The sequence below is a fragment of the Comamonas sp. genome (assembly GCF_036643215.1).
In the GTDB taxonomy this organism is placed as follows: Bacteria; Pseudomonadota; Gammaproteobacteria; order Burkholderiales; family Burkholderiaceae_C; genus Comamonas.
The window spans coordinates 33,885-49,337 of sequence record NZ_JAVXSJ010000023.1; the positions used below are offsets into that span (position 1 = coordinate 33,885).

Here is a 15,453-nt window from a genome sequence, read left to right on the forward strand (position 1 = left end):
TTTTTATTACAAAAGCTGGCTATTTATCAAACGAGTGATCAAGCACCAGCCACGCTGATTCCCTTGAATTCACCTGTTGCAATCTTTTCCTTCCAGACTGCAGGACCTGTGATGTGGGCGCTGGTGCCGCCGGCGTCCACGGCCACGGTCACGGGCATGTCCACCACGTCGAATTCGTAGATGGCTTCCATGCCCAGGTCTTCAAAGCCCACCACCTTGGCGTGCTTGATGGCCTTGGAGACCAGGTAGGCGGCGCCGCCCACGGCCATCAGGTAAGCGCTCTTGTGCTTTTTGATGGCTTCGATGGCGACAGGGCCGCGCTCGGACTTGCCGATCATGGAGATCAGGCCGGTCTGCGACAGCATCATCTCGGTGAACTTGTCCATGCGGGTGGCGGTGGTCGGGCCTGCAGGGCCAACCACTTCGTCGCGCACGGGGTCAACCGGGCCCACGTAGTAGATCACGCGGTTGGTGAAGTCCACGGGCAGCTTTTCGCCCTTGGCCAGCATGTCCTGGATGCGCTTGTGGGCGGCGTCACGACCAGTCAGCATTTTGCCGTTCAGCAAAATGGTGTCGCCTGGCTTCCAGCTGGCGACTTCTTCCTTGGTCAGGGTGTTGAGGTCAACGCGCTTGGACTTGTTGTAGTCAGGCGCCCAGTCGATCTTGGGCCAGGTGTCCAGCGACGGTGGGTCTAGGTACACAGGGCCGCTGCCGTCCATCACGAAGTGGGCGTGGCGGGTAGCGGCGCAGTTGGGGATCATGGCCACGGGCTTGCTGGCAGCGTGCGTGGGGTACATGTTGATCTTGACGTCCAGCACCGTGGTCAGACCGCCCAAGCCTTGGGCGCCAATGCCCAGGGCGTTGATCTTCTCGAACAGTTCCAGGCGCAGCTTTTCCACGTCGTCCAGCTCGGCACCGCTGGCCGCTTTTTGCTGCAGCTCGTACATGTCGAGATCTTCCATCAGGCTTTCTTTGGCCAGCAAAACGGCTTTTTCAGCCGTGCCGCCAATGCCGATGCCGATCATGCCGGGAGGGCACCAGCCCGCACCCATGGTGGGGATGGTCTTCAAAACCCATTCGACCAGGTCGTCGCTGGGGTTCATCATGATCATCTTGGACTTGTTCTCGGAGCCGCCGCCCTTGGCCGCCACAGTCACTTCCACGGTGTTGCCGGGCACGATCTGCACGTTGATGACGGCAGGGGTGTTGTCCTTGGTGTTCTTGCGCTTGAAGTGGGGGTCCGCCACCACCGAGGCACGCAGGGTGTTGTCTGGGTGGTTGTAGGCGCGGCGTACGCCTTCGTTCACGGCGTCTTCCAGGCCCATGGTGAAGCCGTCCCACTTGACGTCCATGCCCACCTTCAGGAACACGTTGACGATGCCGGTGTCCTGGCAGATGGGGCGCTGGCCGGTGGCGCTCATCTTGGAGTTGGTCAGGATCTGCGCCATCGCATCCTTGGCCGCAGGGCTTTGCTCGCGCTCATAGGCGCGGGCCAGGTGCTGGATGAAATCCGGCGTGTGGTAATAGCTGATGTACTGGAGGGCACCTGCGACGGAGTCGATCAGGTCCTGCTGGCGGATGGAAGTTGTCATCGGGGGCTTCTCGGGGGTTGCAATCTTCTGTACGCGTGGGGTGCGTACGGTAAACCCCATGATTATGGTGCCAGACGACAAGTTTTGCAGCCCATAACCCGCAAGTCTTATATATGACTTGGGGCTGGTGCTGCGGATCTGAGGCTTAGTTCAAGCCACCGAGGATAGAGGTGGAGAAGTCGGCCTGATCCTCTTGCTTGTCGCCCTTGGCCCAGGCCAGCAGTCGGTCGGCAGGCATGGGCTTGGCGTAGAAGTAGCCTTGAAGCTCGTCGCAGTGCATATTGAGCAGAATGTCGCGCTGTGCTGCGGTTTCAACGCCTTCAGCCACGACGCGCAGGCCCAGCGCGTGGCCTAGGTGGACGACGGCATGCACCACGGCACGGGCGTCTTCTTCGGTTTCCAGATCGCGGATGAAGCTGCGGTCAATCTTGAGCTGCTGCGCGGGCAGCTGGCGCAGGTAGTTGAGGCTGGAGTAGCCGGTGCCAAAGTCATCAATGGAGAGGTAGACGCCGATCTCGCGCAGCTCTTCAAAAGTGCGCTGGGTGGCCTGCGTGTCTTCCATAGCCACTGATTCGGTAATCTCGCACAGCAGCTGGCTGGCCAGCACATCGTGGCGCTGCAGGGTCTCGGTAATGCGCTCTGCCAGTCCGCTTTCGCGCAGCTGATGCACGGAAAGATTGATGGCAACACGCATCTGCAGTCCCATGCCGCGCCATTCGGCCAGCTGGCGACAGGCTTCTTCAATCACCCAGTTGCCCAGGTTGATGATGATGCCAAAGCGCTCGGCCAGTGGGATGAAGACGTCGGGTCCAATCATTCCGCGCTCAGGGTGAGTCCAGCGCAGCAAGGCCTCAACCCCGATGATGCTTCCGCGTTCGCCATCAATTTTTGGCTGGTAATACAGAGACATTTGCTGGCGCTGAATGGCGTTGCGCAAGTCATTTTGCAGCTCCAGCTGCTCTGAAGCATCGCTGCCCATATGGGGCTCAAACATCGCAAAACTGTTGCCGCCATTGCGCTTGGCGACATACATGGCGGCGTCTGCATTGGCGATCAGGTGGTCGCGGTCGCCATGGTCGGGGAAGACGACAATGCCGATGGAACAGGTGATCTGCAGCTCTTTGTTACCGAGCTGAAATGGCTGGCTCAGACTTTTCAGAATGCGATTGGCAACGGCCATGCAGGCTGCAGCGTCCTGCGCGTCTTCAAGTAGCACCAGAAACTCATCACCCCCCACGCGGGCCACGGTGTCGCTGGAGCGGGCCTGTGCCAGCAGGCGCTGGGCTGCGCCAATCAGAATTTCATCGCCTGCCGCGTGACCGAAGGAGTCATTGATGGGCTTGAAACCGTCCAGATCCACAAACAGAATTCCCAGCCTGTCTTTGACGCTGGAGCGATTGGTGCGCTCCAGCCTTAGCAGGGCGTGAATCAGGCGGTCTTCAAACAGCAGGCGGTTGGGCAGGCTGGTCAGCGGGTCAGCAAAGGCGCGCTGGCGCAGCTCGTTGTTGGCCATCTGCAGCTTGCTATTGCTTTCCTTCAAGGACTCGTTGAGTTTGAAGGCGGTGCTTTGCAGGCGGGCATCCAGTACGGTGCTGAACATGGCTGCAATGAGCAGCATGGCCGTGGTGAGGACGATGATGGTGGTCAGCTCAGGGCCGCTCAGCGCATCGGCACTCAGGCAGATAGCGCCGCTGGCAAAGCTGGCAGCCGACATGCCGGTGTAGTGCATGCCGCAGATGGCGAAGCCCATGACCAGCGCTGCCAGCACCTGAAACAGCAACAGCTTTTTGCCTGAGAGCGAAAACATGATGCGAAACAGGCTGAGAGCCGTGGCGGACGCCAGCACAGCAATCACGATGGATATGGCGACAAGACTCCAGTTCCAGATAATAGGAATGGACATGTCGATGGCGAGCATGCCCAGGTAATGCATGGCACAGATGCCGCCGCCCATGGCCAGCGAGGCCAACACAAAATGCGGCCAGCGGTATTCTGTCTTGGTTGTCACCCAAAAAGCCAGAGCGGAGGCTGCTACGGCCGCTGCCCATGAAATCAGGGTCAGCGCGCCGCGATAGCCTAGCAAGATGGGAAGCTGAAACGCCTGCATGCCGATAAAGTGGGTGGCCCAGATGCCAGTGCCCATCACCATGGAGCCAATTAACCACCAGATACGACTGATACCCCCTGAGGCCAAGTGCACGCGACGGGCCAGACCCAGCGTGACAAACGAAGCCATCACCGCGATGACGATGGAAAAGCCCACCGTCACCAAGCTGTAGCTTGATGCCATGAAGGAATCTGCGAGAGGGGTGGAAAGGTCAGAGAGCATTGATGTGTTGGTTCAGCAAAGCTGGTCGGTTTCTATGTCCGATGCGGGCCTAATGTAACTACCTATTTCAGCTCTTGCCCATTCAAGGATGTTGAATGGGTTTGGGATTGCGGTTTTTGAGCTGAGCTGGTATTGACTTAAGAGCTAAGCCGCTTGCCGTATGGTGAGTGGGCTTGTGTCAAGTGTCTGTAAGACGCAGGATCGTCTCGGCAGAGGCGCCAAGTTGTATTGCAAGGAGTGTTTTCATGACAGCGATTCGCCAGGAAAAAGATACTTTTGGCCTGATTGATGTGCCGGCCGACAAGCTCTGGGGGGCGCAGACTCAGCGCTCGCTGAAGAACTTTGACATCAGCGGAGAGCGCCAGCCGCGCGAGATCATTGCTGCGCTGGCGCAGGTGAAAAAAGCCAGCGCCACCGTCAATCACGCTCTGGGTTTGCTGGATGCGCAGAAAGCACAGGCCATCAATGCGGCAGCCGATGAGGTATTGAGTGGCAAGCACGTGGGAGAGTTCCCTTTGGTGGTGTGGCAGACCGGCTCTGGCACGCAAACCAATATGAATGTGAACGAGGTACTGGCCAACCGTGCCAGCGAGTTGCTGTGCGGCGAGCGCGGCGAGGCTCGCCTGGTGCATCCCAATGACGATGTGAACAAAAGCCAGTCCAGCAACGACGTGTACCCCACGGCCATGCATGTGGCGGCGGTGGTGGCGATGCAGAGCCGACTGCTGCCCGCCATGGCCAGGCTGCGCGCCACTTTGCAGGCCAAGAGCGAGGCGTTTGTCGATATCGTCAAAATTGGCCGCACCCATTTGCAAGACGCCACACCGCTGACGCTGGGGCAGGAAATATCAGGCTGGGTGGCCCAGCTGACCCACGGGGAAGCCCATGTCCGTGCAGCGCTGCCGCATCTGTATGAACTGGCGCTGGGCGGCACGGCGGTGGGCACAGGCCTGAATGCGCCCAAGGGCTATGCCGAAGGTGTGGCGGCGGAGCTGGCCCAGTTGACGGGCTATCCGTTTGTCACATCGCCCAATAAATTTGAGTCTTTAGCGAGCTGTGACGGCCTGGTGCATGCGCATGGCGCTCTGAAAACCGTAGCGGCCAGCATGATGAAGATTGCCAATGATGTGCGCTGGCTGGCTTCTGGCCCGCGCAGCGGGCTGGGTGAAATCTCGATTCCTGAAAATGAGCCGGGCTCCTCCATCATGCCGGGCAAGGTCAACCCTACACAGTCAGAAGCGGTGACCATGCTGTGCGCCCAAGTCTTCGGCAACGATGTGGCGATTAACTTTGGCGGTGCCTCGGGCAACTTTGAGCTGAATGTGTTTCGGCCCCTGATTGCGCATAATTTTCTGCAAAGCGTGCGCCTGCTGGCCGATGGCATGGTCAGCTTCAACGACCACTGCGCCGTGGGCATTGAGCCCAACCGCGCACGCATTGATGAGCTGGTGGGCCGCTCGCTCATGCTGGTGACCGCGCTCAACACCCACATTGGCTACGACAAGGCCGCCTATATCGCCAAGAAAGCGCACAAGGAGGGCAGCAGCCTGCGTGATGCCGCCATTGCCAGCGGCCATGTCACGGCCGAGCAGTTTGATCAGTGGGTGGTGCCGGAGCAGATGGTGGGTAATCTCTAAGCGATTTGGGTTAAAAGTGCCTGTAGCTCTTTCAGGTAAAGCGCTAGTTGCTATGGTTTTTGCTTAGCGCAAAGCGAAAGCCCAGTTGCCCCAGAATGCCTGCAATGAACAGCACGGAGAAGGCGGAGAGCGAGGGGTTGTCGCCCACGCTGGCGGCCATGGTGCAGATTCCGCCCACGGCCATCTGGGCAAAGCCATAGACGCCTGCGGCCGAGCCTGTCAGGTGGGGGTGTACGCCCAGCGCCTTGGCCAGAGCGGCGGGGCTGGTCATGCCTGAGCCTATGGTGAACAGCGTCATCAACGAAACGGCCAGAACGACATTGAGCTGCTGCGCCAGAGTCAGCGCCAGCAGCGCGCCCGCGCAGCCAAGGCTGAGCAGGTTGCCGCCCAGCATCAGTTTGTCGAGTGAAACGCGCTGAATCAGCTTGCGGGCCAGCACATTGCCCAGTGCCATGCCGCCCATCAGCAGGCCCAGAATCAGGCCTACTTCGGTCTTGCTGGTGTGGAGTTGCTCGATAAAGATGAAAGGCGCTGCGGCAATAAACGCATACAGAGAGGTGGTGGCACCCCCGCCACCAATGGCAAAACCCAGAAACTGGGGCGAGCCCAGCAGGGTGCGGTAGTCGGCGCGCACGGTGCGCCAGTTCAACTGGCCTGTGGGGCGGCCGGTTTCAGGCAGCAGGCGCCATACGCAGATGGCGGTGACCAGACCCATCAAGGCCAGTGCGGCAAAGATGGAGCGCCAACCAAATACAGCATCCAGCCCGGAGCCAATAGAGGGAGAGATTCCCGGGCCAATCATCATCATCAGGTTGAGCAGGGCCAGGCTGCCCACGGCGTTTTCAGGCGTGGCCGTATCACGCGCAATGGCGCGGCCCAGCGCCAGACCCGCACAGCCACCTAGCGCCTGCAGCAGTCGAGCGCCAATCAGCATGTCAGTGCTGGGTGCCATGAAGGCAAGCAGGCTGGCCACTGTGTAGAGGCTAAGGCCCGCCAGAAGAACAGGGCGGCGCCCCAGCGCATCTGACATGGGGCCATAGATCAGTTGCCCCAGCGCCATGCCCATGATGTAGACGGTGATGGTCTGCTGCATCTGGCCGTTGCTGCTGCCAAGCTGTCTTGCGGCATCTGGCAGGGCAGGGATGAACATGTGCATGGCAAGAGTGCCGCCAATGGTGACCATGGCAAGCAGCCACAAGGGGGCTTTGGGAGCGGGGGAAGCAGGGCGTTGCATGAAGGGCGATCGGAAAATAGAGGCGCTGAGGGTTGCGAGACAAGGGCGCTGAACTTGACGTCAGCTGTCTGGCTGCTCCCCGCCCGTGGCGCTTGCCTCCATAGCTGCCATCTTGCTGAGCATGGTGTCCAGTGCGCTCAGCGTTTGATCGAGCAGATTGGCAGGGAAGTCCTGCATGACCTCGCCGCGCACCTCGGCGACGACTTTCTTCACAGCCTCCACCTTGTCTTGGCCCGCTGGCGTGAGCTGTATCCGCTTGACGCGGCGGTCAGCATCATCCAGCCGCGCTACCCAGCCCTGCGCCTGCAGGCCATCAATCAGGCGCACGATGGAAGAACTATCCAGCGCTAGGGCCTGCGCCAGATCTTTTTGCCGCATGGCGCCCTGGCTGCGCTCCAGATGCACCAGAGGCAGCCATAGCGCTTGTGTCAGGCCCAATGGAGCCAGCACACGGTCGAGTGAGCGGCGCCACTGCTTGTTGACTTGCGCCATGGCGAACATGAGCTGGCGCTGGCGGTCTGGCAGTGATGGGTGGCTGGGCATGATGCGGTAATTCAAATAGTTGGTATTCAAATTATTGTCCAAGCACGCATTGATGCCGCCTACAGGGTTTTTGCCTGCACTTGGCGTTAAAAGTACGACAAGGCTTCGCAACAACGCATCAAGGTTTGTGTTGGCGAGTCTGAATAGAGCGCGGGTTGGCCTGTGCTGTGTCCAGGAGCCTGCGCGAGAACAACAACATCAAACAATAGGAAATTGGGTGCAGGCATCGCGCAATCGCCTTGGTTTGGGCATTGGCTGAGTCTGGTGCGTACAGCCTGTCAGTGAATGTGCTGAATGCGCTACAGGTCGGGGCAAGGGCGGGGCTTGAGGCTTCAGGGGCGCTTGCCTCGCCCCTGAATGGATGGTTTACAGACCGAGAGACTTGAGCAGATCGTCCGTGTCGCTATTGCTAGCGGTTAGGGCTGGAGCTGCTTTGGCATGGGCTTCGCGAGCCTGAGCCATGACCAGATCAGGATCGGGCTTTTCTTGTGGCTCGAAGTCCTTGATCTTGATGAACTCCATGTGGTCCACGGCCATCTCCAGATAGAAGATGTTGTTGTTGCCGGTATAGAAAGTGACGCGGCGGGCCTCGGGGGCGTCCAGATTGGCGTCCACGCTCAGATTGACCTGCTTGTTCAGGCGGATCATCTTGGGCTGGCTTTGCGCGATATGGGTTTGCAGCTCGCGCTGCACCTTGCTGGTGAAGTCGCCCACGACCTGGTTCATCAGCTCGCCCATGACGTTGCTCACCTCGTCAGAGGTGTAGGAGTTGGCCAGATCGCTCTCTGCCATGCCCATGGAAAGCAGGTAGCTGCGGTACAGCTCCATGGCCGCCTCGGCCGAGAAGTTGATGATGATGAGCGCAGAGAAGCCACCGTCAATCAGCACAAAGCAGCCAATATCAGGCTTGAGGCTGGTCTTGGTGATGCGCTGCACCATGCCTGAATACTGAATTGGGCACTGGGTGGCGACCTGCAGCACGCCCGATACGGAGTTGCACAGGGCAATCAGCACATCTTCAGTGCCGTGAATGATGGGGGCGTTGTGTGTACTCATGGCGCAAGTGATTCGATGATGCGTGATTATGTATGCAACACTTTGTCACAGCCAGACATCGCGACGGATTACAGGCGTTCGCACTCTGTTAACGTGCCTGTTTTTGGAAAAACTGAGGTATTCATGCACAGCAAGCTGTGGCGTCTGGCCGCCGGTGCCATCGTTGTGACGAGTCTGACGGCTTGTTCTACCGTCTCCAATATGACGGGCAAGGTCTCCCAGACCTGGGACAAGACCTGGTCCAGCCTCAGTGGCAAGAAGCCGGCTGCGGGCGCAGTGCAGTCCAGGGCGGCTGAGCAAGCGCCCTTGCCATCGAGCCTGAAGGTCAGCAAGGAAAGCGGCCGCTGGCAGGGTCTCTATAGCCTGGAGGGCGACACAGGGCGTTTTCAGGAGTGCGAGTCCGGTCAGTTCATAACCGTGCTGCCCGAGGCCGATAACGTGCTGCTGGAGCAGGCCTATCTGAACACGCGCAGCAATGCAGCAGTGAGCATGCTGGCCGAGGTGCAGGGCCGTGTGGTGGAGCGCCCGGTCAGCGACCCGGTGCTGGCCCAGCAAGGTCGCAAGATGCTGGCGCTGCGTGTGGAGCGCTTTGTCAGCCTGTCTAGCCAATCGACGTGTGCCAACGGCAAGTCCAGTTGGTAATTGCGCAGAACCCATAAAACAGAACCGGCACTCATGGCCGGTTCTGTTTTGATAGCTGCTTGCGCTTTATTGATAAGCGCTGCAGTTAGTTTTGATGCTTATTTTTGAGCCGCAGCGCGTGCCTGCGCCAGCCAGCCGTCAAAGGTCTTCTGGTGTGCCTTGATCCAGCTGTCCACATGGCGGTTGATGTCGGCGGGCTTGCTCTCTCCATCGTTGAGCAGGCGGTTTTGCTGGCTGATGTCGTTGAGGGGCAGCTGCATGACTTCGAATAGTTTGCCGGCAGCCGGGTTCTTTTCTACCCAGACCTTGTTCGCCACGATGTACTCGTTATTGAGTGGGAAACCGTAGTTGCGGCCGTTGGGCAGCTTGGTGTCCGTACCCGCCTGCACGCCGGGCATGGATGAAAACGGCACCTGCAGCCACACGACTTCATGGCCTGGGCGCAGCACATTGCTGAGCCAGTAGGGCGTCCACGCGTAATACAGCACGGGCTTGCCCGCTTTGAAGCGCGACAGCGTGTCCGCAATCAGGGCGGGGTAGTTTCCCTGTGTGTAGCTGACGGTGTTCTTCAGGCCAAAGGCATTGATCTGGTGCGCCACCACGGCTTCACCGCCCCAGCCTGCGTTGGGGCCTATGAGGTCGGCCTTGCCGTCGCCGTTCATGTCAAACAGCGCAGCCAGTTTGGGGTCTTTAAGCTGGTCGAGGCGGGTGATCTTGTAGGCGTCTGCAGTCTTTTTGTCGATCACGTAACCCTGCGCAGCACCTGCCGAGTACACGCCTTTGCGCGATAACTTGGCATCGCCACCGGCTTGTTTGTAGAACTCGGCATGGTGCGGATTCCAGTGGTTGGCCATGAAGGTGGCATCGCCATTGGCAACTGCCAAATGGATCAGCGGGTAGTCCAACTCTTCCCAGGGCTTGACGGTGTAGCCCAGTTGCTGAAGCGCCTTCATCACCAGCAGGGTCTGAAAGTTCTCTTCAGCCAGCGCACTCTTGACGGGCAGTACCGTAATGCCCTTGCCCGGCAGTGCTGCGTCTGGTGAATTCTGACTTGCCCAGCTGCTTGTGTGACTGAGGCCAAGTACAACTGTGGCGCTTGTGGCTGCTGCAGCCAGGAGCCACTGGCGTTTGGCAAGTCGGGGCGATGTCATGGTTTGCACAGTCTTCATCATTGTTGTTATTTCTCCTTGTGGTTGCTGGGCCGGTTGGCCCGAAAAAAAACGGCGGCCGCCAAAGCGGTCGCCGTCATCTGTCTGGTCTGAGTTGATCAGGGCTTTTTGGCGGCGGCCAGGGCCTGGCTGATCCAGTCATCAAAGGTCTTTTGATGGGCCTTGATCCAGCTGTCGGTGTGGCGCTCTATGTCAGGCGCCTTGTTTTGCCCCTGGCTCATCATGAAGTTCTGGGCATTGATATCGCCCACGGGAAGCTTGATGACTTCAAACAGCTTGGCGGCGGCAGGGTTCTGTTCGGCCCAGGTCTTGTTGGCCACGATTTGCTGGCTATTGGCGATGAAACCGTAGTTTTTGCCGTTGGCCAGCTTGGTGTCCGTGCCGGACTGCTCGCCGGGCAGGGCGGAGAAGGGCACTTCCAGCCACACTACATCTTTGCCAGGTTTGAGCACATTGCTCACCCAGTAAGGCGTCCAGGTGTAGTAAAGAATGGGCTTGCCGGCCTTGTAACGGGTGATGGTGTCCGCCATCAGCGCCGAGTAGGTGCCTTGCTTGTGCGTGACAGTGTCGCGCAGCTTGTAGGCAGTGAGCTGGTGCTCAATCATGGCTTCGCAGCCCCAGCCGGGGGTGCAGCCGGTCAGGTCGGCCTTGCCATCGCCATCGGTGTCAAACAGCTTGGCAATTTCGGGCTTTTGCAACTGCCCCAGGTTGGTGATGCCATAAGCCTCAGCCGTCTTTTTGTCGACCAGGTAGCCCTGAGCTGCATTGGCTGAGAACACGCCCTTGCGGTAGAGCTTGGCGTCGCCACCCGCGTTCTTGTAATAGTCAGCGTGAAGCGGGTTCCAGTGGTTGGCCATAAAGGTCGCATCCCCATTGGCCAGCGCAATATGGGCCGTGGGGTACTCCACCTCTTTCATGGGCTGCACTTCGTAGCCCAGCTTTTCCAGAGCCTTCATGACCAGCTGGGTCTGGAATGTTTCCTCGGCAATCGAGCTTTTGAGGGGGTGTACCTTCACTCCCTTGCCGGGAAGATCGTCAGCGGCAAAGGCGTGGCTGCCAGCCAGCGCCATGGTGGCTGCGGCCGTGCTGGCAAGCAGCCAGCGTCCCAGGTTCTGGCGCATGCGGGGGGCGTGGTGAGTCATGTTCATAGGTCCTCCTCGTTTTTTCGGGGTCAAACCGCAGCGGGCTTGGCGGGTTCAGCGCTGCACTGTGGCGCGGGGGCTGCTTGAGGCTTTTTCAGCAGGCGCACAACGATCCCGGCGGGGCCAGTCGCCCACCAGCGTGCGCTGCCGCGCTTGGGCTCGCCCATGGCCTGGGTGATGCGGTCCAGCACGATGGCCAGCAGCACAATGCCCAGACCGCCCACAGTGGCCAGACCCATATCCAGGCGACCAATGCCGCGCAGTACCATCTGGCCCAGACCGCCCACGGCAATCATGGAAGCGATGACCACCATGGAAAGCGACAGCATCAGCGCCTGATTGATACCCGCCATGATGGAGGGCATGGACAGTGGCAGCTGCACCTTCCACAGCAGCTGTGCGGGCGATGCGCCATAGGCGCGGCTGGCTTCGATCAGGTCGGGGCGCACTTGGCGAATCCCCAGATTCGTCAGGCGAATCAGCGGTGGTAGCGCAAACACAATGGTCACGATGACGCCGGGTACGTTGCCAATGCCAAACAGCATGACCACGGGGACCAGGTAGACAAAAGCCGGCGTGGTTTGCATGGCGTCTAGCAGCGGGCGCGTCCAGCGCTGGGCGCGGTCGCTGCTGGCCAGGAAAATGCCTGCGGGCAGGCCGATCACAATGCAGAAGAACAGCGAGGTCAGCACCAGCGCCAGAGTGACCATGGCTTCAGGCCAGATGCCCAGCGCAGCCACACCCAGCAGGGCCAGCGCCGCGCCAATGGCCAGCTTGCGGCCCGCAAACTGCCAGGCCAGCAAGGCAATCAGCAGCACCAGCACAGGCATGGGAATGGTCTGCAGCACATCGGTCACGCCGTTGAGCGTGGCGTCAATGGGCGTGCGAACGGCCTGAAAGAAGGGGCGGCAATGCTCGACCACCCACGCCAGACTGTTGTTGATGGAGTCCTGCACGGGCAGGCCTTCGGTGGTGATCTGATGCCAGAGCTGGCCGATACCGCCGTCATGCTCGGGAATATCGGTGGGCGAGGGAGCGCTAAGCCAGTCAGAGCTACCGCTGGCCGTGTCAGGCTCAGCATAGGACGCGGCCCAAGGGTCTGCGCTGGCGGTGCTTTCAGGGGAGGGCGTGTTTACCGGCTCTATGGCAGGAGCCGAAGCTGCGGCCCAAGGATCTTCAAAAGCAGCGCTGGCTGTAGCGCTGTCGGTTACGGGGTTGTTCAGTGCGTTGTCGTTCAAATCGGCTCCCTCCTTACTGCGCTGCGCTATGGGCAGCTTGTTTTTGCGGTGATGTGTGCTGAGCGGCCTGGAAGTTGGTGTCCAGCTTGACAGGTGGAATTTCCTTCTGAGGCGGCGGCACGGGCGGTGTGGCGCGGTCCAGGAACTTCAGCATGGTCGTGCGGCTGATGACGCCCAGGTACTTTCCATCCTCATCCACCACGGGCAGCGGGAAGGGGGGCGCGGCAACGGCGCCAAACAGCTCGGCGACGGGTGTGTTGCTGGCAATGGGCTGCACGTTGGGGATAAAGGCGTGCTTCAGTCCCAGCAGTCCGTCGTGGCCCTGCAGCGCATCGCGCAGTGACTGCGACGAGACAACACCCAGAAAGCGCTTGCGGGCGTTGAGCACATAGGCGTGGTCGCGGTCGGAGTCTTCCAGCAGGCGCAGCGCAGCGCGGCAGCCGCGGTCGCTGTGCTCGGAAATCACGGTCAGCGCCTGGCGGGCAATGTCAGATGCCTTGAATACGGCCGCCGCATCCACGCCCTGAATAAAGGTGCGCACATAGTCATTGGCCGGGTTGCGCAGAATTTCATCAGGCGTGCCGACCTGCTGCACCATGCCGTCCTTCATGATGGCGATACGGTCGCCAATGCGCATGGCTTCATCCAGATCGTGAGAGATGAAGACGATGGTGCGGCGCTTGATTTCCTGCAGGCGCAGCAGCTCGGACTGCATCTCGGTACGGATGATGGGGTCGAGTGCGGAAAACGCCTCGTCCATCAGCAAAATAGATGGGTCAGAGGCCAGTGCACGGGCCAGACCCACGCGCTGCTGCATGCCGCCCGACAGCTCATCGGGGTAGCTTGCGCCCCAGCCGCCCAGGCCCACTTGCTCCAGTGCATCCTGCGCCTGCTTCTGGCGCGTGGCGCGGTCCACGCCTGCCAGCTCAAGGCCAAAGGCCGTGTTGTCCAGCACCGTCAGGTGGGGCATGAGCGCGAAGGACTGAAACACCATGGAGATGTCTTTGCGGCGCAGGGCGCGCAGCTCTTTATCGCTGAGTGCGTTGATGTCCTGGCCGTCCACCAGAATGCGGCCGCTGGTGGGCTCGATCAGGCGATTGAGCATGCGCACCAGCGTGGACTTGCCCGAGCCCGAAAGGCCCATGACGACAAAGATTTCACCAGCTTCAATGGTGAAGTGGGCGTCGAATACGCCGATGGATTGCCCGGTCTGGGCAAGAATTTCTTGCTTGCTCAAGCCCTGTTTTACGAGGTTGAGCGCGGTTTTCGAATCGTTGCCGAAGACCTTGAAGACATGATCAATAGCGATTTGCTTGGCCACTGTGGCGTTCTCCTTTGGATGAGATGGAACACAGTCCAGCGCCCACAACCGGCAATGCCGGTAGGCGCTGGCGCACAAGCCAAAATGAGCCCTGATGCTGCCGCTCAGCCCGGCCTTGTGGGCAGGACTGCGCGATGCAGATGGCGCCATGGCGGCGCCAGTGATTCAGCCCGGATGGCACAAGCGAGGTGTGCGCAAGAGCTGTCAAATGTTAAGAAGCGGGTGGCTGGCGCCAGGTGTACCGACTGGCACGCCAAGCGCTGCTTCTTTGTCAGGCTCGCTTCCGGTGCTTTAGACCAGAAGAAGCCCCCATGCATCAGGACCGTGTTTCGGCCCGGTTGACGGGGCTGCGCCAAAGGAGCGAGAAGCTCCTGTAATTGACACAACGATCCGCCGGGGAGTGAGTCAGCCGTCTTTGAAAAATACGGTGACGACCTGCGCGGCAGGTTGTAAATGACTTTTTAATATATCGAATTGATTTTTATGCGTCAAATCGAGCTGTAAGCATTGAGCGCTTAGCAGGCATGAAATCAGAGGCTTGAAACATTTGCATACTCGGAAAACAGAGCAGCAAGTGATTGATAGATAAGGGCTGGCTGCAGATTAATGGTTTGTTTTTGCAGGTTGTCAGCTTTTGATGACTTTTGCGTTATTCAGGGGTAATAAAAAACCCCGCCATGGCGAACCATGCGGGGCTTTTCAGGAGTGTGGCTGGAAAGTGCCAGGGCTTACCAGGGCTTACCAGGGCTTACCAGGGCTTAGTGCTGGTGGGCGCTTTGTGTCAGTTTGTCCGTCAGCGCAATGGCCAGCGCGCTGAGCAGGAAGACCACGTGGATGATGGTCTGCCACATCAGCACCTGCACCTCATAGCTGCCCGCGTTGATGAAGCTCTTGAGCAGGTGTATGGAGCTGATACCGATGATGGACAGTGCCAGCTTGACCTTGAGCACCGAGGCGTTCACATGACTCAGCCACTCGGGCTGATCTGGGTGAGACTCAAGGCCCATGCGGCTTACAAAGGTTTCGTAGCCACCCACGATGACCATGATCAGCAGGTTGGAGATCATCACTACGTCAATCAGCGCCAGCACCACGAGCATGATGATGGTCTCATTGAGATGGGTGATCTGCACATCGCTCTTGTAGCCAATGTTGGTGATCAGGGCCTGCAGGGCTTCTTTGTTGCCGAAGACGGCCTCGACCAGATGCCATAGCTCCAGCAGAAAGTGCCAGACATAGACGCCCTGCGCTGCAATCAGCCCCAGATACAGGGGCAGTTGCAGCCAGCGGCTGGCAAAGATCAGCGAGGGCAGGGGCCGCAGCGCAGCCGGGGCTTGATAGCTCGCTTTAGGTGATTTGGAGGATGAGGTGCCTGCTTCGTCGGAGTGGATGCGGCTCATGATGTGTGTGCGGGTCCGGCCTGTGAGGCCGTTGAAGGAGGAGGGCGATGGGGCGCTGCCACCTTGAAAGACTGGTTTTGATGGGGCCGCGTCCCGGACTGGCTGTGCCGATGGGGTCAGGCAGCGTCTTGCGCCGACCCCGCTGGCAGC

Annotated in this window: 12 protein-coding genes; 2 read left to right on the forward strand and 10 right to left on the reverse strand. The window is 59.7% G+C overall.

Annotated features, from left to right (window positions below):
• Nucleotides 1–38: 38 nt before the first annotated feature.
• Nucleotides 39–1,592: a fumarate hydratase gene (locus RSF91_RS15135; protein WP_332569197.1), complete on the reverse strand. Its 1,554-nt coding sequence runs from the start codon at nt 1,590–1,592 to the stop codon at nt 39–41.
• Between the two features lie 145 nt (nt 1,593–1,737).
• Nucleotides 1,738–3,882, reverse strand: a complete 2,145-nt coding sequence (locus RSF91_RS15140; RefSeq protein ID WP_332569198.1) for a putative bifunctional diguanylate cyclase/phosphodiesterase — start codon at nt 3,880–3,882, stop codon at nt 1,738–1,740.
• A gap of 284 nt (nt 3,883–4,166) precedes the next feature.
• On the opposite strand from RSF91_RS15140, the gene fumC reads away from it, so the two are divergent.
• On the forward strand, nt 4,167–5,558 hold the full coding sequence (gene fumC, locus RSF91_RS15145) for a class II fumarate hydratase (RefSeq protein ID WP_332569199.1): 1,392 nt from the start codon (nt 4,167–4,169) through the stop codon (nt 5,556–5,558).
• Nucleotides 5,559–5,601: 43 nt separating this feature from the next.
• On the opposite strand, the gene RSF91_RS15150 is transcribed toward fumC, so the two are convergent.
• The 3 genes from RSF91_RS15150 to RSF91_RS15160 form a co-directional block, all read right to left on the reverse strand.
• Nucleotides 5,602–6,792 (reverse strand): multidrug effflux MFS transporter, encoded by a 1,191-nt coding sequence (locus RSF91_RS15150; RefSeq protein ID WP_332569200.1) that lies wholly within the window; start codon nt 6,790–6,792, stop codon nt 5,602–5,604.
• A 60-nt stretch (nt 6,793–6,852) separates the two neighbouring features.
• Nucleotides 6,853–7,335: a MarR family winged helix-turn-helix transcriptional regulator gene (locus RSF91_RS15155; protein ID WP_332569217.1), complete on the reverse strand. Its 483-nt coding sequence runs from the start codon at nt 7,333–7,335 to the stop codon at nt 6,853–6,855.
• 366 nt (nt 7,336–7,701) lie between these two features.
• Nucleotides 7,702–8,391: a DUF3334 family protein gene (locus RSF91_RS15160; protein ID WP_332569201.1), complete on the reverse strand. Its 690-nt coding sequence runs from the start codon at nt 8,389–8,391 to the stop codon at nt 7,702–7,704.
• 123 nt (nt 8,392–8,514) lie between these two features.
• On the opposite strand from RSF91_RS15160, the gene RSF91_RS15165 reads away from it, so the two are divergent.
• On the forward strand, nt 8,515–9,033 hold the full coding sequence (locus RSF91_RS15165; protein WP_332569202.1) for a hypothetical protein: 519 nt from the start codon (nt 8,515–8,517) through the stop codon (nt 9,031–9,033).
• Nucleotides 9,034–9,131: 98 nt separating this feature from the next.
• Here the strand turns inward: RSF91_RS15165 and proX (RSF91_RS15170) are convergent, their stop codons facing one another.
• From proX (RSF91_RS15170) to RSF91_RS15190, 5 genes are all read right to left on the reverse strand, one after another.
• The gene (gene proX, locus RSF91_RS15170) at nt 9,132–10,205 is read right to left on the reverse strand and encodes a glycine betaine/L-proline ABC transporter substrate-binding protein ProX (protein WP_332569203.1); all 1,074 of its coding nucleotides are present in this window, start codon (nt 10,203–10,205) and stop codon (nt 9,132–9,134) included.
• A 95-nt stretch (nt 10,206–10,300) separates the two neighbouring features.
• Nucleotides 10,301–11,344, reverse strand: a complete 1,044-nt coding sequence (gene proX, locus RSF91_RS15175) for a glycine betaine/L-proline ABC transporter substrate-binding protein ProX (RefSeq protein ID WP_442878865.1) — start codon at nt 11,342–11,344, stop codon at nt 10,301–10,303.
• A 29-nt stretch (nt 11,345–11,373) separates the two neighbouring features.
• The gene (gene proW / locus RSF91_RS15180; RefSeq protein WP_332569204.1) at nt 11,374–12,582 is read right to left on the reverse strand and encodes a glycine betaine/L-proline ABC transporter permease ProW; all 1,209 of its coding nucleotides are present in this window, start codon (nt 12,580–12,582) and stop codon (nt 11,374–11,376) included.
• Nucleotides 12,583–12,595: 13 nt separating this feature from the next.
• On the reverse strand, nt 12,596–13,903 hold the full coding sequence (proV, locus tag RSF91_RS15185; RefSeq protein WP_332569205.1) for a glycine betaine/L-proline ABC transporter ATP-binding protein ProV: 1,308 nt from the start codon (nt 13,901–13,903) through the stop codon (nt 12,596–12,598).
• Nucleotides 13,904–14,661: 758 nt separating this feature from the next.
• Nucleotides 14,662–15,303 (reverse strand): TIGR00645 family protein, encoded by a 642-nt coding sequence (locus tag RSF91_RS15190; protein ID WP_198460457.1) that lies wholly within the window; start codon nt 15,301–15,303, stop codon nt 14,662–14,664.
• Between the last annotated feature and the right edge of the window lie 150 nt (nt 15,304–15,453).